We start from the raw sequence: 26,409 nt of genomic DNA, 5'->3' as shown, positions 1-26,409 counted from the left end.
GGCGTGGTCGGTCTCGCGGCCTGGCCCGAGGCCGCGCCGCTGCTGTGGGTCGCGGCGGCGGGCGCGGGCCTCGGCGGCACGTTCTCGGTCACGCTCGTCACCGCGCTCGATCATTCGGGCGATCACCGCATCGCGGCCCGCCTCGTCGCGTTCGTGCAGGGGCTCGGCTTCGTGATCGCCGCACTCGCGCCGCTCGTGGCCGGGCGCGTGCGCGACCTGACCGGCAGCTTCACGGCCGCGTGGATCATGCTCGCCGTCTCCATCACCGCGATGATCGTGCTCACGCTCGCGTTCTCGCCGCGCAGTTATGGGCGCTGGCTCGGCATCCACGGGCCGGGCGCGCTCGACGCGGCCTGATCTACCAGCCTGACCCGGCGGCGCAAACGCACAAAAAATCGCGAAAAAAAAACCGTGCGCCGCCGAGCCCGCGCGCACGGCGTATCCGCGCAACAGCGAGGCGCGCTTTTCCCTCAAACGTTTGCATTCACCGCTGTACGAATGTACAGTGCGTGCAGCCGGCCATCCGTGCCGCCCGGTTGCCGTACCGGGCACCGCCGCCTTCGGGCGTGCCCGCCAGCCCGCGCTTTGCGGGCCGGTGCGGTCGGCGGGGCAGTTCATCAAAACGGAGATCACGACGTGCGATTCATCTTGACGGGGAGCTTGCTGTGCGCCCTCGCATCCACCGCGCTCGCTGGGGAACACTACATCGAGATCTGGAATCCGCCCGAGGCCCGCACGCCCGGCGCGCATCCCGCGACGACCGACAAGAAAGGGCACGGGCATCACGGCGCGAAGCACAAGCTCGCCAATAACGACCGCCTCGGCACCCGCAAGGTCGCCGAACCGGCGCTGCGCGCTTCCGCGCCCACCGTGCCGGTGCTGCCGGGCTCCACGCCCATGCTCACGAAGCCGGAACCGGGCACGCTGCCCGCGATTCCGCCCCAGATCGGTCCCGACGGCAATGTGCTGCAAGTCGGCTACGCGGTGTCCGCGCGTCGCGCGCAAAGTCCGCTGATGGCGTTGCCTACGGTGCAGGTCGCGCGTCCGTCGATGCAGGCCGCGACGCCGTCCGCCGCTTCGCGCGCGCCGCAGTAAAGTCACACGAAGCCACTCGAAGTCAAGCGCGCCGGCGACATCGTCTGCGCGCCTTCTCAACTCCCGGACGCAAAAAAAGCGGCCCCGCCACCTTGCGGTGCGGGGCCGAATCCCATGTCAAGGAGTTGCTCATGGAGGAGACGGTTTCATCGTACCGATGACCCGCTCGCGCCCCAACCAATGCTTTCGCATATGGATATCGCGCGCGTACCGCAGGTGCGAACCCGCCGCAACGGCATATGGTTAGAACAAAAAGTCGTTTCGCGCCGCGCGGCGCGCTCACTAAGATGACTGTTCCGGCCTGATTTAAGCCGCCCCAGCATCGGGCATCAGGCACCCGGCGAATGACCCGCGTTGCCGCGCGCCGTCATGCTTCGCACGCCCGCCCATCGCCATTTCGAGGAGCACCCCTTGAGCACTTCCGATTCCAGACACCGTCCGCTCGTGGTCGGCATTGGCGGCACGACGCGCGCCGCGTCGTCGACCGAGCGCGCGCTGGCCTTCGCGCTGCGCGGCGCGGAAGCCGCCGGCGCACGCACTCAGCTGTTCGACGGCACCTTCCTGCACAGCCTGCCGCACTACGCGCCCGAAAGCCCGACGCGCACCGACGCCCAGCTCCAGCTGATCGAAGCCGTGCGCGCCGCCGACGCCGTGATCATCGCGACGCCCGGCTATCACGGCGGCGTGTCCGGCCTCGTGAAGAACGCGCTCGATACGCTCGAAGAACTGCGCGGCGACGCGCGTCCGTATCTCGATGGCCGCGCGGTCGGCTGCATCGTGACCGCCTACGGCTGGCAGGCCGCCGGCTCCGTGCTGACCTCGCTGCGCTCGATCGTGCACGCGCTGCGCGGCTGGCCGACGCCGTTCGGCGCGGGCATCAACACGCTCGAAACGCGCTTCGAAAGCGCGCACGAATGCTCGGATCCGAAGGTCGTCGATCAGCTCTCGACGGTCGGCCAGCAGGCCGCGCAATTCGCGCTCGCGTTCAATTCGCGCCACACGGCGTCGCAGACCGGTGCGGCGCTCGCCGCCGCCGGTGGATCGAGTTCGTCGGCCCAGCCCGCACGCAACGAAGACCGCCTGAGCGTCGCCGTCTGAACGGCTGATCGGCTGAGCGTCTGACCACGCTCCGCTGTCTGTCTGAAGCGTCCGTGCCGCGCGCGGACGCTCCCCGCTCCAATCTCCCCCGCCGGACTCGCCGCGCGCTGTGCGCGCCAGCGCACGTATGCACGCGCATTGCGTCGGTCATCCCACAGACGGCGCATTGTGGCGACCGCACATTGAAGCCGCATACGCGAACCCGCCCTGCGCGAATCCTCATGCAGTTCCCGCTGCTGATCGTTGCAGGCCGGACGTGATTTGCTTGCGACGAATGATTGGTTCCGCCCGCGCAGGGGTGTCACTACGCTTGGGCCTGTTTACGCAAGCATCGACAGGATTCAGTGGCCATGCACGCAACCCTTCGCTACAAAGGCTACGAAGTCGCGCCCAGTGCGCAGCGGCTTCCGAACGGCCTGTACGCCGCCAATCTGACGATCGGCACGCTGCCGAGCACGCGCCCGCACGCGCACCGCTCGTTCGACGCGCTCGATTACTTTTTCGAGGAGCGCCACGCGCTCGCCTACGCGTGCCGATGGGCGCGCATGTGGATCGACGAGCAACGCCGTTGCGCGTGATCCGGCCCGAATGAAGCTTGATTGAAGCACGAATGAAGCGGCCCTCCGCGGTCATCGCCAGGCGCCTTCGCCCTGCGCGCGTCAAGGCAGGATTTCTTACGAATGTGACAGAATAGGAGTCATATCACTGTCATTTTTACTGTATCCATGTCCGAAACCCTGACGCATCCAGAGGTAGGCGACGCTCGCCTCACCGACCAGGACGCCGCGCTGCGTCACTGGACTCACGACACGCCAGGGCCCATCAAAATCGGATCGGACGAACATCGCAAGATGTTCTGCCGGATGTTGCTCGACACCCATGATCCGTACCGTCCCGCCGTGCTCGACTGGCCGAAGCTCGAAGCCGATGCGCTGCGCCGCCTGACGTCGCTGCCGATCTGGGACATCGCCGTGCAGACCGAAGGCCGCGCGTCGATCCGCGTGAAAACCTACGCCGCGACCGTGACCGAACCGCTGCTGCGCGAAGCCATCGAAATGGACGGCGACGAGGAAGCGCGCCACAAGGTCGTGCTCTCGCATCTGGTGCAGGCCTACGGCATCGAACTCGCGCCCGAACCGCATTACGCGCCGCCGAAAGACGCCGAATGGGCGTGGATGTTCACGGGCTACAGCGAGTGCATCGACAGCTTCTTCGCGTTCGGCCTGTTCCGCTCGGCGCAGCGTTCGGGCTTCTTTCCGGCGGAACTGGTCGAGACCTTCGAGCCGGTGATCCAGGAAGAAGCGCGCCACATCCTGTTTTTCGTCAACTGGGTCGCGTGGTATCGCAAGACCATGCCGTGGTGGCGCCGCCCGTGGCACTCGCTGCGCGTCGGCGCAATCTGGATCAAACTGATATGGGACCGCGTGGCGATCGCGCGCGGCATCGACGCCGACGGCGTAGCGCACGACTCGAACTTCCTGCCCGCGAACCGCGAGGTGCTCGGCGACGCGCTCAAGCCGCGCGAGATGATCGAGCTGTGCCTGAAGGAAGACACCGACCGCATGAGCGGCTACGATCCGCGCCTGTTGCGTCCGACGCTCGTGCCCGCGCTCGCGCGGCTCGCGCTGCGCTTCATGAAGCGCTAGCCGAAGACGCCGGCACCGGCGCGCACGGTTTTGCGCGATTGCGCATGATTGCGCGCGCCCACCGCGCCGCACAAGGAGGAGACTGCATGACCTGGACTGTCGACCAGCAGCTCGAATTGACCGCGACGCAAGCCGTCGACGCGATCCGCGCGGGCCGGCTCAAAGCCGCCGATTACGTCGCCACGCTGATCGCGCGCGCACAGGCGCTCCAAAATCTCAACGCGCTGACCACGCTCGACGTGGAAGGCGCGCTCGCGGCGGCGCAGCGCATCGACACGCTCGGCGCCACGGAACGCGCGCATCTGCCGCTCGCGGGCCTGCCTATTGTCGTGAAGGACAACATCAACACGCGCGGACTGCAAACCTCGGCGGGCACGCCCGCGCTCGAAGGGTTCGTGCCCGCGCGCCACGCGCCGTCGGTGCAGCGTCTCGTCGATGCGGGCGCCATCGTGCTCGGCAAGGCCAACATGCACGAACTGGCGTTCGGCATCACCAGCACGAATCTCGCGCCGCACGCGGGCCCGGTGCGCAACCCCTGGGATCCCGAACGAATTCCCGGCGGCTCGTCGGGCGGCACGTCCGCCGCCATCGCGGCGCGCATCGTGCCCGCGGGACTCGGCACCGATACCGGCGGTTCCACGCGCATTCCGGCCGCACTCTGCGGCATCGTCGGGCTGCGTCCGAGCGTGGGCGACGGCGGCACGCAGCGCCGTTATCACGATCCGCAAGCCGTCGTGCCGATCAGCCATACGCGCGACACCGTGGGCCCGATGGCGCGCACGGTCGCCGACGTCGCGCTGCTCGACGGCGTGATCACCGGACTCGGCCCGCTCGCGGAAGCGGCCGTCGCGAATCTGCGCATCGGCCTGCCCGCACCGTTCTGGGAAGGCCTCGAAGCGGCCACCGAAGCAGTCTCGCGCGCGGCGCTCGCGAAACTCGCGGCGGCGGGCGTGACGCTCGTGCCGATCGACATGGGCGACATCTTCGCGCTCAACGACCGCGTGAGCCTCGCGATCGCGCTGCACGAACCCATCGACGATCTGCAGGCGTGGCTCGCGGCCAATCACGCGCCGGCGCGCAGCGTGGCCGATGTGGCGGCGCGCATCGCCAGCCCCGACGTCCGCGAGGCCTACGACGCGATCCTCGCCGACGCGCGCGGCAGCGACTATCAGACCGCGATGACCGTGTGGCGTCCGCGCCTGCAGCAGCTCTACGCGCAGACCTTTTCCGCGAACGGACTCGACGCGCTGCTGTTCCCGACCACGCGCCTCGCCGCCGTGCCGCTCGACGAAGTGAACGGCTCGTCGCGCGTGTCGATCGACGGCGGGCCGCCCATCGACGAGATGGAGGCCTATCTGCGCAACACCGATCCCGCGAGCAACGCGGGCATTCCGGGGCTCGCGCTGCCGTCGGGTCTCGTCGAAGGCGATAACGGGCCGCTGCCGGTCGGACTCGAACTCGACGGACCGGCAGGCAGCGACCGCCGCCTGCTTGCCATCGGTCTCGCCTTCGAGCGGATTCTGGGCAGCCTGCCCGCGCCCGCCATCTGAGCACGACGGTCCGGTTTTCTTTCGCTCAACTTCCGCTACGCTTACGCCTTTTCGGCTGCGCGCCGTCAGTCGTAAGAGGCGTCGGCGCGGCCTGCGCCGACTATTGGTGCGACAAATTGGCGCACCAGATCGGCCAGACCTCGGCTAAACCCCTGCACAGCGTCTCCCGCTCACATTGCAACGCCGCAATCTGACGCGCACTGCCGCACGCAAGGCGCATCACCGCTACAATGAGAACAGTTCTCATTTCAATACAGAAAGCTTCCCCATGCGTCTGACCGACCTTTCAAAAGGCGCAAGCGCCTTTGTCGCGCGCGTAGAAGACGCCTCCGCGCCGGACCCCATCGCCCAACGTCTGCGCGACCTGGGCTTCGTTCCTGGCGAGCCCGTGCGCGTGGTCGCACGCGCGCCCTGGAGCGCCGACCCGCTGCTCGTGCAGATCGGCTCGACGCGTTTCGCGCTGCGCCGCGCCGAAGCCGAACGCGTGACCATCCAGATCGAAGCGATCGACGCCACCGACACCCAAGCCGGAGCCGCTGCATGAGCACGACGAACGCCACGCCGCTGCGCATTGCGCTCGTCGGCAACCCGAATTGCGGCAAGACCGCGCTGTTCAATCTGCTCACCGGCGCGCGCCAGAAAGTCGCGAACTACGCGGGCGTGACGGTCGAGCGCAAGGAAGGCCGCTTCGTCACGCCGTCGGGCCGCAAGGTGCAACTGCTCGACCTGCCCGGCGCGTACAGCTTCGACTCCGCGAGCCCCGACGAGCGCGTCACGCACGACGTGCTGATGGGCCGCTATCCGGGCGAGGCGATTCCGCAACTGGTCGTCTGCGTGGCCGACGCCACCAATCTGCGTCTGCATCTGCGTTTCGTGCTCGAAGTGAAGCGCATGGGCCGCCCGGTCGTGCTGGCGCTCAACATGATGGATGCCGCGAAGCGACGCGGCATCGTCGTGGACGCGGCGAAGCTCTCGCAGGCGCTCGGCATGCCGGTGGTCGAAACGGTGGCCGTGCAGCGCAACGGCGCGCAATCGCTCGTCGATTTGCTCGAACGCGTGAACGCGGACGACGCCGCGCCGTCGCAAGCGGCGACCGCCGACATCGCGCAGGACGCCGATCTGCACGCCGCCGTGCGCCGCATTCTCGCCGACGCCGTGACGATGCCGCGCGCCACCGACGCACGCGACGACGCCATCGACAGCGTCGCGCTGCATCCGCTGTTCGGCCCGCTGATTCTCGCGGTGGTGATGTTCCTCGTGTTCCAGGCGGTCTATGGGCTCGGCAAGCCGCTGACCGATTCGATCGGCAACGGCTTCGACTGGCTCGGCGGCATCGCGGGCGCGTGGCTGCCCGACGGCCCGCTGCGCAGTCTGCTCACCGACGGTCTGCTCACCGGCCTCGGCACCGTGCTCGGCTTTCTGCCCGAAATTCTCGTGCTGTTCTTCTTCATCCTCGTGCTGGAGGAGTCGGGTTATCTGCCGCGCGCAGCCTTCCTGCTCGACCGCATGATGGTGTCGGTCGGTCTCACGGGGCGCTCGTTCATTCCGCTGCTCTCGAGTTTCGCGTGCGCGATTCCGGGCGTGATGGGCACGCGCAGCATCTCCGATCCGCGCGACCGGCTCGCGACCATTCTCGTCGCGCCGCTCATGACCTGTTCCGCGCGTCTGCCCGTCTACGCGCTGCTGATCAGCGCGTTCATTCCGCACCGCATGGTGTTCGGCCTGTTCAACCTGCAGGGGCTCGTGCTGTTCGCGCTCTACGTGGCGGGCATCGTGGGCGCGATGGCGGTGGGCTGGGTGATGAAGCATCTGCGCCGCGACCGCACCGAACACGCGCTGCTGATGGAACTGCCGTCGTATCGCATTCCGCGCGCGCGCGACGTGGCGATCGGCCTGTGGGAACGCTGCACGATCTTCCTGAAGCGCCTGACCGGCATCATTCTCGCGCTGACCGTGATCATGTGGTTCGTCTCCACGTTCCCCTCGCCGCCCGCGGGCGCGACCGGTCCCGCCATCGACTACACGATCGCGGGCTATCTCGGCCGCGCGCTGCAATGGCCGTTCGCGCCGCTCGGTTTCAACTGGCAGATGAGCCTCGCGCTGATTCCCGCGTTCGCCGCGCGCGAAACCGCCGTGGCCGCGCTCGCGACGGTCTATGCCGTGGCGGGCGGCGACAGCGACGTCGCCGCGCTCGGCCACACGCTCGCGCAGAACTTCTCGGTGGCGAGCGCGCTGTCGCTGATGGTGTGGTTCGCCTTCGCGCCGCAATGCATGTCGACGCTCGCCGTGATCCGCCGCGAGACGCGTTCGTGGCGCGCCGTGGTGGTGTCGTTCGGCTACATGTTCGTGGTCGCGTACGCCGCGTCGTTCGTCACGTATCAAGTTGCGAGGTATTTCCTGTGAGCGCGAATCTGCTGATCCAATACGCCGTGATCGCCCTGCTCGTTGCAGCGAGCCTCTGGCAGGCGCTGCGCAAGCTCGCGCCGAAAACCGCTTCACGCGTGCAGGCGGGCGCGGCCGCGCCGCTGCTGCGTCCGCAACGCGGCGCCTTCGCGCAACGCGTGGGACGCTGGATCCAGCCGAAAGGCGCAACGGGCGATTGCGGCGACGGCTGCGGCACCTGTGGCACCTGCGGGCCGTCCGACGCGCCTGCGGAACAGACTGTGACGTTTCATCCGCCGCGTAAGTGAGCGGTGCACAAGCACGGTGAATGTCGATGAAATAGCGGCCCGCCGGAGTGATTCGGCGGGCCGCTGTGTTTTATGCCGTGTTTTTATGGGCTGTTTCGCGAGCGCGATTAAATCGACACCCGCATCCGCACACACGCCCGACACACGCTTCCGCTACACTCCCCGCAGCAAGGCCAGCCCGCGCGCAGCGAAGCAAAATCGACGCAGCCAGTCGCGCGGCCCGTCCACGATCGAACTCGAATCGATCCACCACGCCCTTCCGCGCCGATGCCTCACGTTCCCGCTCTCGCTTTTCTTCGCCGCTCGCGCATCGCGGCGCTGTCCGCCGCGTTCTCCATTGCGCTGATCGCCGCGTTCGCCGTCACGGGCTGCGTGCGGCTGTCCACTTTCGACCCGAACGGACTCTGGAAAGTGGTCGGCGAACAATGCGTGCCCAACGCACGCGACAAGGGCGAGCCGGGGCCGTGCACGACGGTCGACTTCCAGAAGCGCTACGCCGTGCTCAAGGACATCAACGGCCGCGCGCAATATCTGCTGATTCCGACCGACCGCGTCTCGGGCATCGAGAGCCCGGAGATTCTCTACGGCGGCTCGCCGGAATACTGGGTGGGCGCCTGGGACGCGACGCGCTACGTCAACGCGAAGCTGAAGACGACGCTCGCGCCGACGCAGCTCGGCCTCGAAATCAACGCCTCGGAACGGCGCTCGCAGAATCAGCTGCACATCCACGTCGATTGCATGCGCGCCGATATCGCCGACGCGCTCGCGCCTTATCGCCACGACGCACCCGGCGCGTGGCGCTGGGCGACGCTCGACGGCAAGCGCTATCGCATCACGCGCGTGACGAGTCTCGCCGATCGCAGCAATCCGTTCCGCGTGGTCGAGCGCGATCTCGACGCGAAGCAGAGCATGAGCGCGCAGACGATTCTCGTGACGGGCGCGGGTGCGGATACGGCGCGCGACGGCTGGCTCATCGTCAACAGCGGACTCGATGTGGACGGCGGCTCGGGCAGCGCCGAAGGTCTCCTCGATCACGCGTGCGCCATCGCGCGTCCGCAGTAACGGCTGCAAAAAAGTTCAAGATAACGCCTGTAATCAGCACATATTCAGCACATAATCAGCCAGCCTCGCCCTCGCGCGCGAGGCTCGCGAGCCAGCGGCGAATCACCTGCTCCTCGTCCGCTGAGAAGCCCTCGATCATCTGCGTTTCGAGCTTCTTCACGCGCGCGCGGCACTGCTTGAGCAACGCGAGTCCCGCATCGGTCACGCCGATCTGCTGAATGCGCCCGTGCACCGGATGCGGACGCCGCTCGATCGCGCCATCGCGCTCCAGATTGCCGACGATCACACTCACGGTCTGCGGCGTGAGCGCCGCGAGGCGCGCGAGATCCGCGCCGGAAATGCCCGGATAAGCCACGAGCATCGTCAACACCACGAATTGCGGCGGCGTGATGCCGAGATCGGCCAGCGCGCGCTCCATGCGCAAACGGTGCGCCGCGCCGGCCTGACGCAGCAGATAGCCCAGATAGCCGGCCTCGCCGCGTTTGCCTTCGCCGGGCGCGGGAATCTCGGGTTTGCCGGATGCCTCGCCTTCGGTCCCGATTTTTACCGGTTGCTTCGTCGTCTTGCGCATGATGTCAGAGTTCGAATATGATGTTCGTGCTCTGATATTAACCGCCAACCTGCGCGAGGTCCAGTCATGTCCAGCACGTCCACCCGCATCAGCTATGAAACGTTCGCCCACGAAGCCCAGTCCGTGGTGGCCGGGCTCGTGACGATGAGCAAGGCCGTCGACGCCTCCGGCCTCGAAAAGCCGCTCACCGAATTGCTGAAGATTCGCGCCTCGCAAATCAACGGCTGCGCGTTCTGCATTCAGTATCACCTCAACATCGCGCGCGCGCTGCCCGGCGAGCCGCTCACGCGCACGAAGCTCGATCTGCTCGCGGCCTGGCATGAAGCGCCCGAGCATTACACGGCGCGCGAGCGCGCGGCGCTCGCCTATACGGAAGCGCTGGTTTCGCATCTGCACGAAGGCGTGAGCGACGCGCTCTACGCGGAAGTGGCGCAGCAGTTCCCCGGCATGCAGATGGCGTTTCTGACTTCGGCCATCGCGAACATCAACGCCTGGAATCGCATTGCGGTGGCGCTGCGATTCGCGCCGCCGGTGCCGACGAATGCTGCCTGAAACAAGGCAAAAAAGAAGGCGTTCCGCTTTCGCGAAACGCCCCAGGGTCACACGCTCTCACGCGTCAAACCAGGCCTTGCGTCATTCGGTTTCGAGCATCAGCAGTTGCGCGCCGTCGGCGACCTGATCGCCGACGCCGTAGAGCACCTCGGTCACCTTGCCCGCAGCGGGTGCGCCGATGGTGTGCTCCATCTTCATCGCCTCCATGACGATGAGCGGCGCGCCCTTCTCGACCACCGCGCCCGGCTCGACCAGCACGGCGATGACCTTGCCCGGCATCGGCGCGGTGAGACACCCTTCGCCGTGCTCGGCATCCGCCGCATGCGCGAGCAGGTTCTGCCATTCGAACGACAGCGCCGCGCCCAGACAGAACACATGAAACATGTCGCCGTCGATAAACACGCGACCCGTCACGCGCGTATCGCCGATCGTCACGCCGTATTCATTCGCACTCGCGCCGCGCCACCACGTGAAGCGCTCGTCGCTTGCGGCGCAGGCCAGCGTCTGCACGCCGCCGTCGTGTGCGAACGCGACTTCGATCGGCGCATCGCGTTCGATGTCGCGCCACTTGAAGGTCTGCGTGAAGCCGCTGTTGAGCCGCCAATGCGCAAGCGTCTGCCACGGCGACGCCGTGTTCACGCCGCCGCCCTCACGCCCGATCAGCGCCGCGCTCGCCAGCGCGAGCGCTTCGCGCAGCGGTCTGTCGAGCGGCGCAAACAACGCGTCGTGATGACGCTCGATCAGCCCCGTGTCGAGGTCGGCGTTCGTGAACGGTTCGCACGTGACGAGCCGATGCAGAAACTCGACGTTCGTGCTCGGCCCCACCACCTCGCATTCTTCGAGCGCGCGCTGCATGCGGGCGAGCGCGTCGGCGCGCGTGGCGCCATGCACGATAAGCTTCGCGATCATCGGATCGTAGAACGGCGTGATGGTGTCGCCCTCGCGCACGCCGCTGTCGATGCGCACGCTCGCGCGCCGGCCCGCATCGCCGAGCCGGAATTCCACGCCTGCGGGCATGCGCAGATGCTTGAGCGTGCCCGTGGACGGCAGAAAACCGCGCGCCGGATTCTCCGCGTAAATACGCGCTTCGAGCGCGTGGCCCGTCACCGCGAGTTGCGACTGCGCGAGCGGCAGCGGCTCGCCCGCCGCAACGCGCAACTGCCATTCGACGAGATCGAGACCCGTGATCATTTCCGTCACCGGATGCTCGACCTGCAAGCGCGTGTTCATCTCCATGAAGTAGAAGTTCGCGCCCGTCATGATGAATTCGACGGTGCCCGCGCCCACGTAATCGACCGCGCGTGCGGCGGCCACGGCCGCTTCGCCCATCGCGCGGCGCACGTCGTCGGCGAGACCCGGTGCGGGCGCTTCTTCAAGCACCTTCTGGTGGCGGCGCTGCACCGAGCAATCGCGGTCGAACAGATACACCGCGCCGCCGTGCGAGTCGGCGAACACCTGCACCTCCACATGACGCGGACGCTGCAAATACTTTTCGATCAGCACGCGATCGTTGCCGAAACTGCTCGCGGCCTCGCGCTTGCATGACGCCAGCGCCGCCGCGAAGTCCTCGCTGCGCTCGACCACGCGCATGCCCTTGCCGCCGCCGCCCGCGCTCGCCTTGAGCAGCACGGGATACCCCATCGCGTCGGCTTCGCGCTGGAGCAGCGCGGCGTCCTGATCGTCGCCGTGATAACCGGGCACGAGCGGCACCGCCGCCGCATGCATCAGCGCTTTCGCCGCGGCTTTCGAGCCCATCGCGGCAATCGCGGCCACCGGCGGTCCGATGAAAACGATGCCCGCTTCCTCGCAGGCGCGGCCAAAGTCTTCGTTCTCCGAAAGAAAACCGTATCCCGGATGAATCGCCTGCGCGCCGGTCGCTTTCGCGGCCGCAATGATGCGCTCGATACGCAGATAGCTTTGCGCCGCGCTCGCCTCGCCGATATGCACGGCTTCGTCGCAGGCGGCCACGTGCTTCGCGTTCGCGTCCGCATCCGAATAGACGGCCACGCTCTTCACGCCGAGACGGCGGCAGGTGGCCGCGACGCGGCAGGCAATCTCGCCCCGGTTGGCGATCAGGATCTTGTTGAACATGAATGGTCTCGCGATATCTGGGCTTGCAAGGCGATCAGGCGCGCCAGCGCGGCGTGCGCTTTTCGAGGAACGACGACACGCCGTCGCGGCCCTCGTCGCTCGCGCGGATGCGGGCGATGCGCTCGGCCGTGTCGGCAATCAGCGCGTCGTCGATCGGCTCGCTCGCGACGTCCTGCACGAGCTGCTTGCACTCGCGCACCGCGTTCGGGCTGTTGGCGCAGAGCGTCTGCGCGATGCGTTGCACGGTGGCGTCGAGATCGGCGGCGCTCACCGCTTCGCTCACGAGCCCGAGGCGCAGCGCGGTCGCACAATCGAAGGCCTCGGCCGTGACGAAGTAGCGGCGCGATGCCTGCTCGCCCAGCGCGCGAATCACATATGGCGCGATGGTCGCGGGCATCAGACCGAGCCGCGCTTCGGACAGGCAGAAGTTGACCGTGTCCGCCGCCACCACGATATCGGCCGTGCAGACGAGGCCCATACCGCCCGCGTAGGCGTCGCCCTGCACGCGCGCGATGACCGGCTTCGGGCAGCGATACACGGCCGCGAGCATCTGCGCGAGACCCATCGCATCGGCGCGATTTTCCGCATCGGAATAGCCCGCCATCTTGCGCATCCAGTTCAGGTCCGCGCCCGCGCAGAAGGCCTTGCCGTTGCCCGCGAGCACGATCGCACGCACGTCGTCGCGCGCGCCGAGCGCCGTGAATGCGGCGCTCACTTCGGCGATCATGGTTTCGTTGAACGCGTTGCGTACGTCGGGCCGATTCAGCGTGACGGTCGCGACGTGGTTCGCGATCTCGACCAGCAGTGTTTCGTATTGCATCGTCATAGCTTCGTCTCCGTGGCGCCGCTCACATACGGAACACGCCGAAGCGCGTCTCTTCGATGGGCGCATTCATCGCGGCGGAAAGCCCGAGTCCGAGCACGTCGCGCGTTTGCGCGGGATCGATCACGCCGTCGTCCCACAGACGCGCGCTCGCGTAATACGGATGCCCCTGGCGTTCGTACTGATCGCGAATCGGCTGCTTGAACGCCTCTTCTTCCTCCGCGCTCCACGCACCGCCTTTCGCTTCGATACCGTCACGACGCACCGTCGCCAGCACCGACGCCGCCTGCTCGCCGCCCATCACCGAAATGCGCGCGTTGGGCCACATCCACAGGAAACGCGGCGAATACGCGCGCCCGCACATGCCGTAATTACCCGCGCCAAACGAGCCGCCGATGATCACCGTGAACTTCGGCACCTTCGCCGTGGCCACCGCCGTCACCATCTTCGCGCCGTTGCGCGCGATGCCTTCGTTCTCGTACTTTCGTCCCACCATGAAGCCCGTGATGTTCTGCAGGAACACGAGCGGAATCTTGCGCTGGCAGCACAGCTCGATGAAGTGCGTGCCCTTGAGCGCCGACTCCGAAAACAGAATGCCGTTGTTCGCGACGATGCCGACCGGATGCCCCCAGATATGCGCGAAGCCCGTGACGAGCGTGGTGCCGTAACGCGCCTTGAATTCGTCGAAAGCCGAGTCGTCGACGATGCGCGCGATCACTTCACGCACGTCGAAGGGCTTGCGCGTATCGACGGGAATCACGCCGTACACGCTCTGTGCGTCGTAACGCGGCGGCAGCGGCTCCTTCAGCGCGAGCGAAGGCGTCTTCACGCGATTCAGATTGCCGACGATCGAGCGCGCGATGGCGAGCGCATGCGCGTCGTTCTGCGCGAGATGATCGACCACGCCGGACAGGCGCGTATGCACGTCGCCGCCGCCGAGATCTTCCGCACTCACTTCCTCGCCCGTCGCGGCCTTCACGAGCGGCGGGCCGCCGAGAAAAATCGTGCCTTGATTCTTCACGATGATCGACTCGTCGCTCATGGCCGGCACATACGCGCCGCCTGCCGTGCACGAGCCCATCACCACAGCAATCTGCGGAATGCCCTGCGCGGACAGATTCGCCTGGTTGTAGAAGATGCGGCCGAAGTGATCGCGATCGGGAAACACCTCGTCCTGATTCGGCAGATTCGCGCCGCCGGAATCGACGAGATAGACGCACGGCAAGCGGTTTTCCTGCGCGATTTCCTGCGCGCGCACGTGCTTCTTGACCGTGACCGGATAGTACGTGCCGCCCTTCACCGTTGCGTCGTTGCAGACGATCACGCACTCCTGGCCCGCGATGCGGCCAATGCCCGTGATGACGCCCGCGCCCGGCGCGTCGTCGTTATACATGCCGTAGGCGGCGAGTTGCGAGAGTTCGAGAAACGGCGTGCCCGGATCGAGCAGTTGCGCGATGCGCTCGCGCGGCAGCAGTTTGCCGCGCGACACGTGTTTGTCGCGCGCCGCCGCGCCGCCGCCCAGCGAGAGCTTCTGGATCTTTTCGCGCAGATCGGCGACCAGCGCATCGAGCGCCGCGGCGTTGGCCTTGAATTCGTCCGAGCGTGGATTGAGCTTCGATTCGATGATCGGCATCGCGGCGTCCTGTCCTTACCTGTCTTGTCAATAGTTAGGATTACATGGTTTCCGCGAACAGCTCGCGGCCGATCAACATGCGGCGAATCTCGCTCGTGCCCGCGCCGATTTCGTAGAGCTTCGCGTCGCGCCAGAGACGTCCGACCGGATACTCGTTGATATAGCCGTTGCCGCCGAGAATCTGAATGGCTTCGCCCGCCATCCACGTGGCCTTTTCGGCGGTATAGAGGATCACGCCCGCGCAATCCTTGCGCACCTGGCGCACGTGTTCCTTGCCGATCGTGTCGAGTTGGCGGCCCACGGCGTAGAGATACGCGCGGCACGCCTGATACGTCGTGTAGAGGTCGGCGACCTTGCCCTGAATGAGCTGGAATTCGCCGATGGCCTGACCGAACTGCTTGCGCTCGTGAATGTACGGCACGACCGAATCCATCACGGCGGCCATGATGCCGGTGGGTCCGCCCGCAAGTACGGCGCGCTCGTAATCGAGCCCGCTCATCAGCACCTTCACGCCGCCGTTGAGCTGGCCGAGCACGTTTTCTTCCGGCACTTCCACGTCCTGAAACACGAGTTCGCCCGTGTGCGAGCCGCGCATGCCGAGCTTGTCGAGCTTCTGCGCAACCGAAAAACCCTTCATGCCTTTTTCGACGATGAACGCCGTGATGCCCTTCGCGCCCGCCTGCGGATCGGTCTTCGCGTAGACCACGAGCGTGTCGCAATCCGGCCCGTTGGTGATCCACATTTTCGTACCGTTGAGGACGTATCGATCACCGCGCTTGTCGGCGCGCAGCTTCATGCTGACCACGTCCGAACCCGCGTTTGGCTCGCTCATTGCGAGCGCGCCTACGTGTTCGCCGGAAACGAGCTTCGGCAGATATTTGCGCTTTTGCGCTTCGGTGCCGTTGCGGTGGATCTGGTTCACGCACAGATTCGAATGCGCGCCATACGACAGACCGACCGACGCCGACGCGCGCGAAATCTCTTCCATCGCCACCATGTGCGCGGTGTAGCCCATGTTCGCGCCGCCGTACTCCTCCGCGACCGTCATGCCGAGCACGCCCAGGTCGCCGAACTTGCGCCACAGGTCCATCGGGAACTGATCGGTGCGATCGATCTCGCCCGCGCGCGGGGCGATCTCCTTCGCCGCGAAGTTGGCGATGCTGTCGCGCAGCATTTCGACTTCTTCGCCGAGCGGGAACTGCAAACCGGGTACGTTGCTCATCTGTCTGTCTCCTGAGTGCGGGCGCGGGCCTGGCCGCGCAGGGCGCATGCTGTCCTCTTCGTCACCCATTTCACGCCACATTTACGTTAACGTCAATAGGTGATTTTGAGTATCACTCAGATTTCTTAACTTGAGCACCTTAGCCATATAAAAACCCATTGAATCGCCAAAGGATTCGTGCATAATCGGCTGCAAATCCGCATAGAAGTGAAGCTTACTCAGAATGTCTGAAACCGCCCATCCCGTCCTGCCCGCCTCCCGCCGCCAACCGGCTGGACGCAAGTCCCAGCAGCGCGTCAAGGAGATCCTCGAAGCCGGGCGCGCGGTGTTCTCCGAGAAAGGCTACGCGCGCGCCACCACGGCCGAGATCGCGCAACGCCTGGGCATATCGGAAGCGACGGTGTTCAGCTATTTCCGCGGCAAGCGCGAACTGTGCGCGCGCGTGATCGGCGACTGGTACGACGAATCGATCGAAGCCATCGAAGCCGGACTGCCCCGCGACGGCACCGTACATCAGCAGTTCGCGTTCATCGTGCGCATGCATCTGCAACTGATGCTCGAAAGCGGCACCGGCATTTGCGAACTCGTGCTGTCCGAAGGGCGTACGCGTCATCACGATCTGAGCGAGGCGCTCGTGGAAATGCAGCGCCGCTATACCGCGCCGCTCATGCGCGTGCTCGCGCGCGGTCAGGAAAGCGGCCAGATTCGCAGCGACATGCCCTTGCGCCTGCTGCGCTCGCTGGTGTTCGGGCCGATGGAACACGTGCTCTGGGACGCGACGCTCGCCAATCGGCGCACCGATATCGAGGCCACCGCCACGCAACTCGCCAGCGTGCTGTGGAGCGCGCTGCAACCGCCCAACATCGAACTGGCGGCGCTCGCGCAATTCAGTCAGGACGTCGGCGAAGCGATGCGGCGGCTCGAACGCGAACGCGCGCCACGATGAACGCGGCGAATCGCGCTAAGCTGACGCTCTCGCGATATCGTCCACGGCTGCCATGAACGCCACGCTTTGCGCTGCACACGCCTCGCACTTCGCCTCGCTCGCGCTCGCTCACCTCACGCGCGAATATCCGAACAAGCTCACGCATGCACTCGCGGGTCCGCAGGACGTGCAGACGCCGCGCGCGCTGCATCCGGTGTTTTACGGCAGCTACGACTGGCATTCCTGCGTGCACGGCTACTGGCTCGTCGCGCGCCTGCTCGCGCGCTTTCCCGATCTGCCGGAAGCGCCGCGCATCGTCGCCGTGATCGACGCGCATTTCACCGACGACAACATGGCGGGCGAGCGCGCCTATCTCGACCTGCCGCATAACCGCGGATTCGAGCGTCCGTATGGCTGGGCGTGGCTGCTCGCGCTCGCAGGACAACTCCATGCGATGACGACGCCGGAGGCCGCGCGCTGGTCGCGCACGCTTGCGCCGCTCACGGAAGCGTTCGTCGAGCGCTTCGAAGAATTTCTGCCGAAATCGACTTATCCGCTGCGCGTGGGCACGCATTTCAACACAGCGTTTGCGCTCACGCTGGCGCACGACTTCGCACGGCAAACGCAGCGAAACGCACTGGCGAAGTTGATCGAAGAGACCGCCATACGATGGCATGAAAATGATTCGGATTGCCAGGCATGGGAGCCGTCGGGCGACGAGTTTCTATCGCCGTCATTGATGGAAGCCGTGCTGATGAGCCGCGTGTTGCCCGCCGATGCATTCGCAGCGTGGTTCACGCGATTTCTGCCCGCGCTGGCGCGACGCGAACCGGCCACGCTGTTCATTCCCGCCACGGTCAGCGACCGCACCGACGGCAAGATCGCGCATCTCGACGGCCTGAACCTGAGCCGCGCGTGGTGCCAGCGCACGCTCGCGCGCGCCTTGCCTGCGAACGATCCGCGCGCGCAAGCGCTGCAGGAAGCGGCACAAACGCATCTGGACGCCGCGCTCGAGCACGTCGCGGGCGACTACATGGGCGAGCACTGGCTCGCCACCTTCGCCACGCTCGCGCTCGAGGCCTGAACTCACACCATTGCAGCTTCTTGCGCCACGCGCTCGCACAGCGAAGCGGGATCGAGCAGCATCAGCGTGCCCTGCCCCGGTAGTTCGACCGCCTCGCGCATATCGCTGCGCACGTTCGCGCCCGCTGCGCGCGTGATCATGGCCGGCATCGCGAGTTGCGCGCAGCTCTTGAGCGTGATGATGTCCTCGACGGAATCGACGAGCAGCCCATACTTCTCGCCGTGATGCTCGACGATCAGGATCTTCGCGCGCGTCAGGTCCTCGTACGGCGGCATCGCATACATCGCGCGCACGTCGATCACCGTCACCAGCACGCCGCGCAGATTCAGCACGCCGCGCACGAACGCGGGCAGGCCCGGCGTCTTGACCGTGTCGTGTCGATAGTCGATCACCTCGCGCAGCTCCGTAATGCGCACGCCGAGCAACTGGCCGATACGGAACGTCACGAGCGTCTGACGCGTGCCCGTGCCGCGTTTCTGCGCGACGCCGGCCGCTTCCGTCACCTTGCGGTAGAGATCGCGATGGCCCGCCGCGAGCGACGCGACGCGCGCATGCGCGTAGAGCGCATCGGCGTTCACGAGCAACACGCCGCTGGCATCCGCGACGCCCTCCGCCGCGAGATAGCCCGAGAACAGCGAGCGATGCGCTGCGCCGTAGCTCGGCATCGGCAGCAGTTCGTCCTCGCGATAAGCGACGATGCTCGCCACTTCGTCGACGAGCAAGCCGAAATACAGATCGTCGCGATGCAGCACGACGATGCGCCGTTCGTCGGCCGACGTCGTGCCTCCCGGCGCGCGCGCGAAGCCGAGGAAGTTGCCGAAATCGAGCACGGGCACGGTCGCGCCGCGCAGATTGAGCATGCCGATGCAGACGTCGTCGGCGAGCGGCGAATGCTGGAGCGCCGGCACACGAATGATTTCCTGGATCGCGCCCATCGGCAGCGCAAGCGCGGTGCCGCCTACCTTGAACGAAACGTTCTGGCGTCGTTGCCCCTGCTGCGCCCGCCGCTCCGTCGCGCGCGCGGCCGGTTCGGCCAGATGCGGAACGTCGCGCAGACGCAGCAGCGCATCGGCGGACAGCACCTGCAAAATGCGCTCGCCGCCGTCGAGCTTGAGCACCGAGCCGATCGCCGACGGCGCGCTGCCCTCGGCCATCCCGATCTCGATGACCTGATCCTTCGGCACGCGCAGGATCTCGCCCGTCGCGTCGAATTGCAGGCCGACACGCCCCGCCGCCGCCTCGACAATCGCAATCTTGCGCGCCCCCGCGACGCCTTCGTCGCGCAGATTGAGCAACTGGCGCAAATCCACCACGGGAATCAGCGTGCCGCGCAGATTGAACAGACCGAGCAGATACGACGGCGCAAGCGGCACCGGCGTGAGCATCTCGGGATGATTGACCACTTCCTGAAGCGCCGACACCGGCAACGCGAGCTCCGTGCCCGCGAGGTGAAACGATCCATACAGCTCCAGCTTGCCGCCCGCGGCCAGCGCACGATGATTCATCGCGAAGCTCCTTGATTCGTTATCCGAACGAATTGATCAAGCGCACATCGCGCTCACGACGGTCGTGCGAAATGGCGCACGGCGTAGTGATGCTGTCCGCAATCGATGGTGAGTTGACGTCCGCACTCGCCGCCCACGTCGACGTGCACCACGCGCACGCGCGCGCCGGCCAGCAGTTGCTGCGCCATGCGCACGTTCAGGTCGCCAATCGGCTCGTGGATCGTCGTGCGGTGATGCATCATGTTCGCGCCGCCCGCGAGCACCGCTTCGATTTCACCGTCCGGCGCCGCGTCGGCGCCCATCATCGAGATCAGTGCGGGCAGCGCCTCGACCACGTATTTCGCGCCATTACCCGTTTGCGCGACGCCTGGCGCACGCGCACTACCCACTGGTTGCGGCAGCAGGCAATGCGCCAGCCCGTAAGTCCCGCGAGCGCGCCACAGCAGGCCGATGCCCACGCACGAGCCCAGCGTCGCGCGAAGGATTTTCGCGTCGTCGGCACTGCCTACCGCGATCTCGCACATCCGCACCTGCACGTCACGCGTGCTCATGGTCGCGTTCCTCGTTGTGTCTTCCGTTGCGATAAATGAGCGGCTGCTCGAAGGTGAAATCGGTCGCCATGCGGCTCAACGATTCCGACTCGCCGACGATCAGCACGGCGTCGGGCCGCATCGCGCGGCGCACATTGGCGAGCACCGCCTGCTGACCGTCCTGATCGAAATAGATCAGCACGTTGCGCAGCAGGACCAGATCGAACAGACCGAGATCGCGCGGCAATCCATAGAGATTGTGCTGCCGGAACGTCACGTTCGCGCGCAGCGCGTCGGTCACGCTCGCACATTCACCGTCGCTGCGCAGATACTTCTGCGCGAGCGCGGGATGATGCAGGCGCAAGCCTTCGAGACTGCGCCCCTGATAACGGCCCGCGCGCGCGGTGGCGAGAATGCCATCCGAAATATCGGTGCCGACGATCGCATAGCGAAACGACGGCTGACGCGCGCGAAACTCCTCGCAGAGCATGGCCGTCGACCACGCTTCCTCGCCGCTCGACGCCGCCGCCGACCACACGCGCAACGGCGCGCCCGTCTCCTGCGAATGCCAGTACGGCAGGAACGCCTCGGACAGATACTCCCAGATACGCGGCGTGCGAAAGAACGAGGTTTCGTTCGTCGTCACGAGATCGATGAAGTCGCGCACTTCCTCCACGCTGGTGTCGAGCACCTGAAGATAGTCGCGATAATCGGGCAATCCCAGCGCCATCACGCGGCGGCGCAAACGGCCCTTGAGCATGGTCCATTTGCGCTCGCTCATGGCGATGCCGGTGTGCCGCTTCACCTGCTCGAACAACGCGCGCTGCACCGATGCTTCGGCATCCTTATCGATGTCCACTGCTCTCTCCTGATCGTCAGACGACGAAGCGTGCGACCGTCGTGTCGAGTCCTTCGGCGCCGCCCTTGAGCGATGCCGCCGCACGCGCGATAGTGTCGCACGCGCCCGCCGACTTCTCGGTCTCTTCCGCGACCTGCTGGATCGCGGCGGCCACTTCGCGTGCGGCGATCAATTGCTCGTCCGCACCGCAGGAGATTTCGGAAATGGCCTGCGTCGTGCGGCTCACGCCCGAAAGAATGCGCTCGAACGCCTCGCCCGCCTGCTTCGAGATTTCGCTGCCTTGCGCGACGCGCTTGACCGACTCGTTGATGAGCTTGGAGATTTCCTTGGTGGCTTGCGACGAACGCTCCGCGAGCTTGCGCACTTCGTCGGCGACCACCGAGAAGCCCAGCCCGTGCTCGCCCGCGCGCGCGGCCTCGATCGCCGCATTGAAGGCGAGCAGATTGGTCTGGCTCGCGATTTCGCCGATCACCTTGATGATCTCGCCGATATCCTCCGACGAGCGGTTGATGAGTTCCATCGATTCGATCGAGCGGCCCACCGCCTTCGCGCCGCGCTCGGCTTCCTGCTGCGTGTCCTTGGCGAGCTGGTCCGCGCCGCGCGAGTTGTCGGCGATCGAGTTGATCGATGCGGTCAGTTCCTCGATCGACGCGTTCATTTCTTCGACCGTCGCGCCGAGCAGTTGCGCGCCACCCGCGACGGTGTCCGCGCGCGCCGCGATGTCCTGCGACGAATCCTTGAACGTGCCCGCCGATTCCACCACCTTGCCGATCACGCCCGAGAGATCGCTCATCATGCTCTTGATGCCGGCCGCGAGCTGGTCGATGGGGTCGTCGCCGTTCACCTCCACCTTGCCCGTGAGGTCGCCCGCCGCTGCGTTGCGCACCACCTTGAGCAGCGTTTCCACCTTGCGCTGATCGCTTTCGGCGCGACGCTTCACGCTCTCTTCGAGTTCGACTTGTGCGCTGACGTCATTGGCGAATTTGATGACCTTGTAGAGACGGCCATTGACGTCGAAGATCGGGTTGTACGTGGCCTGAATCCACACCACGCGGCCGCCTTTGCCGATGCGCTTGTAACGCCCCGCGTCGAATTCACCGCGATTGAGCTTGGCCCAGAATTCGATATATTCCGCGCTGCACGCATACGGTTCTTCGCAGAACATACGGTGATGCTTGCCCTGAATTTCCTCGAGCCGATAACCGAGCGTGTCGAGAAAATTCTGGTTCGCCTGCAGCACGATGCCTTGCGTATCGAATTCGATCACGGCCTGTGCCTTGTCGATGGCGCGCTGACGGCCTTCGTATTCTGCGTGCTGCTGCTTGATCGCCGTAATGTCAGTGGCGAATTTGATGACCTTATAGGGACGGCCGTCTTCACCGAACACCGGGTTATACGACGCATTGATCCAGATTTCGCGGCCGTCGCGGCCAAGACGCCGATATTCGCCGCGATCGAATTCGCCGCGGCCCAGCCGTTCCCAGAAGAGTCGATACGGTTCGCTACGCGCGTACTCGGGCTCGCAGAACATTCGATGATGCTTGCCGCGCACTTCATCGAGCGTATAGCCAACGGTGGCGAGAAAGTTCTCGTTGGCGTGCAGGATGATGCCTTGCAGATCGAATTCGATCACGGCCTGCACGCGGTTGAGCGCAGCGGTGACCGCGCTCAGCTCGATGAGTTCGAGCTGACGCTCGGGCGTCGAATGTTCCATCGTTATTTCCCTCGTGGTCATGGCGCGCAATTTGCCAGCTGCATGCAAATCGCAAGCTTTCTCTCAGTGATTTTTGTCGACGTTTTAAAACGCCAGTGCATTTAAGGTCATGCAAAAAGGACCGATTTGAAACGGTCCGGCCTACTTGCGCTATAACGGCGCTCGATCTGAAGCCCTTGACTAAGGGTTTTCGCCAGGGCAAACGTTTGTCTTCGTGAATTTTTTAGGGCGCGATTCGGAAATTATTGCTGCCTTACGACTAGCTAATTGATGTTTGCATGATGTGCGATTAATCATCGAAACGAATCATGCTTTGCAAATACTTTTTATGTTGTTAATGACAACCTGTAAGCGTAGTTTGAATAAAAAAAGCGCGCTCGAATAAGCGCGCTTTTTATGCGATTTACTTCAGCAGGCATTACCGGGCGGCGAAACTCACATAAGGTCCGGTCACGTTCGCGCTCGCGCGCGTGCCTTCGATGCCGTACCAGACACGCTGGCCGTAGAAGAACGGCATGCCGAGGTCGAGCGTCTGCCCAAGGAACGAACCGAGCGTGCTGAACGCCGTGTAGCGCGTGGCGAGCAACGTGCGCGCATTGCCGATGCCGATGCTGGCCGTCGCGGCCGCGCCCGTGGAGTCGGAGAGCGCGAGCGCGCGCTGGATCGCCGAAACCGGCGCGTAAAAGCCCTGGTACTGCGGCAGCGCCCAGTCCTCGAAGCCCAGCGTGTTCGAACCCGAATCGATGAAAGCGGGCACCGTTGAGCCGCCCGCGACGCTGCCGCTGAAATTGCCCCAGCGATCGGTCGCGAGGATCGTCGTACCCGTGCCCGGCAGCGCGTTATTCGACTGGGTGCCGACGCCGAAGGTCACCGTGCCGGACGTCGCAAGCGCACCGGTCGCGTCGATCGCGGGCATATCGACGATCAGGCCGTTGTTGTCGACCGGGAACAGCGCGACGGGATTGGTCACCTGGTTCGCGAGCGGCATCGCGATGGGCGTGGCCGGCGCGGCGTCCGCGTAGTAGTAGCCGGCCTGCGCCGAGCTGACGCACGCTGCGCCGCAGTCGTTGCGCGCGACGCCCACGCCGAGAATGCCGTTCACGCCGCCGAGCGCGTCGGTCGTGTTGAGCGAGTCGTTATAGACGCACGACGACGGCGCGCTCGACACGATGACCGGATCGCCGATCACCTGGATCGGCACCGAGGCGGCGATTTCGCGCGAGAGTTTCACGTCGGCGTTACGCAGGCTGCCCCACGTGTAGCCCGAGCCGAACATGCCGCACGCGGCGACGTTCGTGCCGCTCGCGTCGTCGCGCTGGATCGGCAGCGCGGCGAGCGTGGCCGCCGGGATCGCGGAAGCGTAGAGGCGCAGGCCGAACGAGCCGGTGTCGAGCAGCACGTTGTCGATGGTCGCGCAGTTCTTCTGGCCGCTGCTGCCGGGCTGGCAGACGGTCACGCTCACGAGCGGGACATTGCGCACGCGGCTCGCCGACGAAACGCGCACCGCGACGGTGTTGCCGATGTCGGCGCTTGCGCCGCCGTCGGGCGCGCCGCTGTCGGTGCTGCCGCCGCCCGGTGCGCCGCTGCCGGAGGTGTCGCCGCCCGATATATCGCCGCCCGATGTACCAGACGAGTTGGTGCCGCCCGAACTCTGTCCGCCCGACGACGAACCGCCAGCGCCCGAGTTGCCCGAAGGCGTGCCCGATCCCGAGCCGGCATTGCCGCTACCCGAGCCGTTGCTCCCGGCGCTGCCGGTGTTCGGCGGGTTATTCGCGGCGGTGTCCGTGGCTTTGCCGGAACCCGAACCGCCCGGGTTCGCACCCGATCCCGATGCGCCGCCACTCGAAGGCGCGCCGCCATTGGACACCGCCGCGTTGCCCGGCGCACCATCGCCAGCGCCGTCCCCACCGCCGCCGCAGGCCGCAAGCGCCACGCTCAGCGCGATGGCCGAAGCCAGAATGATCTTGTTCATGGTCTCGCTCCGTTCACTGAATCTGATCCGTGCTCATGCCTTGCGGCAGCGCCTTCGGCAGCCACGCGCGTCCCGTCAGCGCGCCCATGTGGCCGCCCGACTCGACGGCCAGATCGGCGCCGTGCATCGAGACCGGGCCATGACCGCCGCCGCGCGCCGCGCGCGCTTCGGCGAGACCTTTTTGCCAGGCCGGAAAGTAATGGCCGAGCAGCGTGTCGAGCGAGCCGACGCGCGGACCGCGCCACGACACCGCGAACACGGTGCCCGCGCCGTCGAGATATTCGTGAATCACGGTGCCGTTGGCGAGCGTGGCCGTGGTCACCGTGTAGGACGCGGCGACGCCGTTGGCCGACGTCATCGTGCGGATGCCCGGCGTGCGCGGCGCCGACGGATACGTCGGCGCGCCGCCCAAACCGGCCCATGCAGGCGCAGCGCTCACGACGGCGCACGCCGCCACGCCCATCAGAATCTTCCTCATCTTTGTAGTCCTTATTAATTTGTAAGGATGGCACCGCGCCGATCACGCGGCGGTCGGTCAGTCTAAGTGCCGCATGCGCGTGTGCCGCGCGCGGCGAATCGAAATGACTATTCGACTTTTTCTCGGCGACGCGCGACGCCCACGGCAAATTCCGCGCTCGCCCGAGCACACGGGCGAGCGCGAAGCAATGGCGCGAGCAAACAGAGGATCGATTCGAGCGGGGATTCAGACCGATGCGCGCACATTGCGCGGCGCATCTTGACGAGGCAGAACGGCGAGATTTTCAGATCACTCCGCAAGACATCCGGCTTGTTCCATGCAAACCGAAAGCCAGATTCAGGCCTGACATCGGCAAACAGGCCCTTGTCCCAAATATCCAAATGTTACCGACAGCCAGCTTACGGCCGCAGAATGCAGCGCGCACGAACTGCGCAAGACGCGACTGAAGACCGCCGATACGGCCACGAAGCCGCAGCTTATGCACCGAACGGTGCAAGCGCCTGACTTGCGCGCAAGGCGGCGTCACCGAGTTGTAACAACTCGAAAAAACAGTACAACTCGCGTAATTGCATTGAACCCCGCCTTGTCATAGCGTTTCATCATGCGCGGGCTGACCGGCCCGGGACCATCCGTACTGGAGATCGTTGTGAGAAGGTCGAAATTCATTCTCGGGGCAGCCGTGGCCGCCATCGCCTGCGTGAGCGGCGCGGCGAATGCGGCGCGCGTCGGCGTGTTCATCGGCGGCGGCGTGCCGTACTACTACCCCGTCGCGCCCATGCCCTACTACTGGGGGCCGCCGCCCGTCATCGTCACCCCGCCGCCCCCGCCGCCGCCCGACTACGTCGAGCAGGGTCAGGCCGGCGACCCGGACGCGGTCTACCAGCAAGGGCCCGCCAACGGCCCGAACGGCGTCGCCGCCAGCCAGAACAGCGACACCTGGTACTACTGCGACGCTTCCAAGACCTACTACCCGTACGTGAAGCAATGCGCGTCGGGCTGGCGCTCGGTGCCCGCCCAGGCGGCCCCTTCGAACTAACCGACCAGACGAGCTGCACATGAAATCGACTTATCTCGCGGTGCTTGCCGCGGCGGGGCTCCTGAGCGCGTGCGCCGTGGTGCCGACCGGCCCGAGCGTGATGGCGCTGCCCGGCACCGGCAAGACCTTCGACCAGTTCCGCAACGACGACTACAACTGCCGCCAGTTCGCCTTCCAGCAGGTCGGCGGCGGCGCCACCAACCAGGCCGCAACGAATGCGGGCGTGGGCAGCGCCGTGGTCGGCACCGCGCTCGGCGCGGCAGCGGGCGCGGC

Annotated in this window: 24 protein-coding genes and 2 pseudogenes; 15 read left to right on the top strand and 11 right to left on the bottom strand. The window is 65.9% G+C overall.

The window, feature by feature from the left end; all coding sequences use genetic code 11:
• The 10 genes and pseudogenes from G3N97_RS21035 to G3N97_RS20990 all read left to right on the top strand — a co-directional run.
• A pseudogene (locus G3N97_RS21035) lies at positions 1-357 on the top strand (MFS transporter); the annotation flags it as partial.
• A gap of 279 nt (positions 358-636) precedes the next feature.
• A complete protein-coding gene (locus G3N97_RS21030) occupies positions 637-1,095 on the top strand; it encodes a hypothetical protein (protein WP_205994928.1) in 459 nt (152 codons plus the stop codon).
• A gap of 411 nt (positions 1,096-1,506) precedes the next feature.
• Positions 1,507-2,193: an NAD(P)H-dependent oxidoreductase gene (locus G3N97_RS21025; protein WP_065057688.1), complete on the top strand. Its 687-nt coding sequence runs from the start codon at positions 1,507-1,509 to the stop codon at positions 2,191-2,193.
• A 350-nt stretch (positions 2,194-2,543) separates the two neighbouring features.
• Positions 2,544-2,771 carry a transcriptional regulator gene (locus G3N97_RS21020; RefSeq protein WP_205994927.1) on the top strand — a complete coding sequence of 76 codons (228 nt, stop codon included), beginning with the start codon at positions 2,544-2,546 and terminating at the stop codon, positions 2,769-2,771.
• A 147-nt stretch (positions 2,772-2,918) separates the two neighbouring features.
• Positions 2,919-3,839 carry a ferritin-like domain-containing protein gene (locus tag G3N97_RS21015; RefSeq protein WP_205994926.1) on the top strand — a complete coding sequence of 307 codons (921 nt, stop codon included), beginning with the start codon at positions 2,919-2,921 and terminating at the stop codon, positions 3,837-3,839.
• Between the two features lie 86 nt (positions 3,840-3,925).
• The gene (gene iaaH / locus G3N97_RS21010) at positions 3,926-5,389 is read left to right on the top strand and encodes an indoleacetamide hydrolase (RefSeq protein ID WP_205994925.1); all 1,464 of its coding nucleotides are present in this window, start codon (positions 3,926-3,928) and stop codon (positions 5,387-5,389) included.
• Positions 5,390-5,657: 268 nt separating this feature from the next.
• Complete coding sequence (locus tag G3N97_RS21005; RefSeq protein WP_065057684.1) at positions 5,658-5,933, top strand: FeoA family protein; 276 nt, start codon at positions 5,658-5,660, stop codon at positions 5,931-5,933.
• Complete coding sequence (locus G3N97_RS21000) at positions 5,930-7,792, top strand: ferrous iron transporter B (RefSeq protein WP_205994924.1); 1,863 nt, start codon at positions 5,930-5,932, stop codon at positions 7,790-7,792. Before G3N97_RS21005 ends, G3N97_RS21000 begins: the two co-directional genes overlap by 4 nt.
• Positions 7,789-8,079: a DUF6587 family protein gene (locus G3N97_RS20995; protein WP_065057682.1), complete on the top strand. Its 291-nt coding sequence runs from the start codon at positions 7,789-7,791 to the stop codon at positions 8,077-8,079. Before G3N97_RS21000 ends, G3N97_RS20995 begins: the two co-directional genes overlap by 4 nt.
• A 267-nt stretch (positions 8,080-8,346) precedes the next feature.
• Positions 8,347-9,141 carry a CDP-diacylglycerol diphosphatase gene (locus G3N97_RS20990; protein ID WP_205994923.1) on the top strand — a complete coding sequence of 265 codons (795 nt, stop codon included), beginning with the start codon at positions 8,347-8,349 and terminating at the stop codon, positions 9,139-9,141.
• 55 nt (positions 9,142-9,196) lie between these two features.
• Here the strand turns inward: G3N97_RS20990 and G3N97_RS20985 are convergent, their stop codons facing one another.
• Positions 9,197-9,712 carry a MarR family transcriptional regulator gene (locus G3N97_RS20985; protein ID WP_205994922.1) on the bottom strand — a complete coding sequence of 172 codons (516 nt, stop codon included), beginning with the start codon at positions 9,710-9,712 and terminating at the stop codon, positions 9,197-9,199.
• 66 nt (positions 9,713-9,778) lie between these two features.
• Between G3N97_RS20985 and G3N97_RS20980 the strand changes: the two genes are divergently transcribed.
• A complete protein-coding gene (locus G3N97_RS20980) occupies positions 9,779-10,264 on the top strand; it encodes a carboxymuconolactone decarboxylase family protein (protein WP_205994921.1) in 486 nt (161 codons plus the stop codon).
• Positions 10,265-10,345: 81 nt separating this feature from the next.
• Here G3N97_RS20980 and G3N97_RS20975 read toward each other — a convergent pair whose 3' ends face one another.
• The 4 genes from G3N97_RS20975 to G3N97_RS20960 are packed head-to-tail and all read right to left on the bottom strand — an operon-like array spanning position 10,346 to position 16,033.
• Complete coding sequence (locus tag G3N97_RS20975) at positions 10,346-12,355, bottom strand: acetyl/propionyl/methylcrotonyl-CoA carboxylase subunit alpha (protein WP_205994920.1); 2,010 nt, start codon at positions 12,353-12,355, stop codon at positions 10,346-10,348.
• 34 nt (positions 12,356-12,389) lie between these two features.
• Positions 12,390-13,175 (bottom strand): enoyl-CoA hydratase/isomerase family protein, encoded by a 786-nt coding sequence (locus G3N97_RS20970; protein WP_205994919.1) that lies wholly within the window; start codon positions 13,173-13,175, stop codon positions 12,390-12,392.
• A gap of 28 nt (positions 13,176-13,203) precedes the next feature.
• Positions 13,204-14,811, bottom strand: coding sequence for a carboxyl transferase domain-containing protein (locus G3N97_RS20965; RefSeq protein WP_205994918.1), 1,608 nt, complete (start codon positions 14,809-14,811; stop codon positions 13,204-13,206).
• A gap of 40 nt (positions 14,812-14,851) precedes the next feature.
• Positions 14,852-16,033, bottom strand: coding sequence for an isovaleryl-CoA dehydrogenase (locus G3N97_RS20960; protein WP_205994917.1), 1,182 nt, complete (start codon positions 16,031-16,033; stop codon positions 14,852-14,854).
• A gap of 223 nt (positions 16,034-16,256) precedes the next feature.
• Between G3N97_RS20960 and G3N97_RS20955 the strand changes: the two genes are divergently transcribed.
• Positions 16,257-16,979 carry a TetR/AcrR family transcriptional regulator gene (locus G3N97_RS20955; protein ID WP_205994916.1) on the top strand — a complete coding sequence of 241 codons (723 nt, stop codon included), beginning with the start codon at positions 16,257-16,259 and terminating at the stop codon, positions 16,977-16,979.
• Positions 16,980-17,031: 52 nt separating this feature from the next.
• Entirely contained in the window at positions 17,032-18,042 is a 1,011-nt protein-coding gene (locus G3N97_RS20950; protein WP_205994915.1) for a DUF2891 domain-containing protein, read from the top strand.
• Positions 18,043-18,044: 2 nt separating this feature from the next.
• On the opposite strand, the gene G3N97_RS20945 is transcribed toward G3N97_RS20950, so the two are convergent.
• The 6 genes from G3N97_RS20945 to G3N97_RS20920 form a co-directional block, all read right to left on the bottom strand.
• A complete protein-coding gene (locus G3N97_RS20945) occupies positions 18,045-19,547 on the bottom strand; it encodes a chemotaxis protein CheW (protein ID WP_205994914.1) in 1,503 nt (500 codons plus the stop codon).
• A 53-nt stretch (positions 19,548-19,600) separates the two neighbouring features.
• Positions 19,601-20,098 carry a chemotaxis protein CheD gene (locus tag G3N97_RS20940; RefSeq protein WP_205994913.1) on the bottom strand — a complete coding sequence of 166 codons (498 nt, stop codon included), beginning with the start codon at positions 20,096-20,098 and terminating at the stop codon, positions 19,601-19,603.
• Positions 20,085-20,936, bottom strand: coding sequence for a protein-glutamate O-methyltransferase CheR (locus tag G3N97_RS20935; RefSeq protein WP_205994912.1), 852 nt, complete (start codon positions 20,934-20,936; stop codon positions 20,085-20,087). Before G3N97_RS20935 ends, G3N97_RS20940 begins: the two co-directional genes overlap by 14 nt.
• A gap of 16 nt (positions 20,937-20,952) precedes the next feature.
• A complete protein-coding gene (locus G3N97_RS20930; protein ID WP_205994911.1) occupies positions 20,953-22,650 on the bottom strand; it encodes a methyl-accepting chemotaxis protein in 1,698 nt (565 codons plus the stop codon).
• Positions 22,651-23,068: 418 nt separating this feature from the next.
• Positions 23,069-24,622 (bottom strand): DUF3443 family protein, encoded by a 1,554-nt coding sequence (locus G3N97_RS20925; RefSeq protein WP_205994910.1) that lies wholly within the window; start codon positions 24,620-24,622, stop codon positions 23,069-23,071.
• A 13-nt stretch (positions 24,623-24,635) separates the two neighbouring features.
• Positions 24,636-25,100, bottom strand: a complete 465-nt coding sequence (locus G3N97_RS20920) for a DUF2844 domain-containing protein (RefSeq protein WP_205994909.1) — start codon at positions 25,098-25,100, stop codon at positions 24,636-24,638.
• Between the two features lie 646 nt (positions 25,101-25,746).
• Between G3N97_RS20920 and G3N97_RS20915 the strand changes: the two genes are divergently transcribed.
• On the top strand, positions 25,747-26,136 hold the full coding sequence (locus tag G3N97_RS20915; RefSeq protein WP_205994908.1) for a hypothetical protein: 390 nt from the start codon (positions 25,747-25,749) through the stop codon (positions 26,134-26,136).
• A 19-nt stretch (positions 26,137-26,155) separates the two neighbouring features.
• Positions 26,156-26,409: pseudogene (locus tag G3N97_RS20910) on the top strand (hypothetical protein); the annotation flags it as partial.

Origin of the sequence: Paraburkholderia sp. Ac-20347, assembly GCF_017104805.1 — a bacterium.
Lineage (GTDB): Bacteria > Pseudomonadota > Gammaproteobacteria > Burkholderiales > Burkholderiaceae > Paraburkholderia > Paraburkholderia tropica.
Note: the sequence above shows the minus strand (reverse complement) of the source record. Positions and strands in the feature narration are given on the sequence as shown.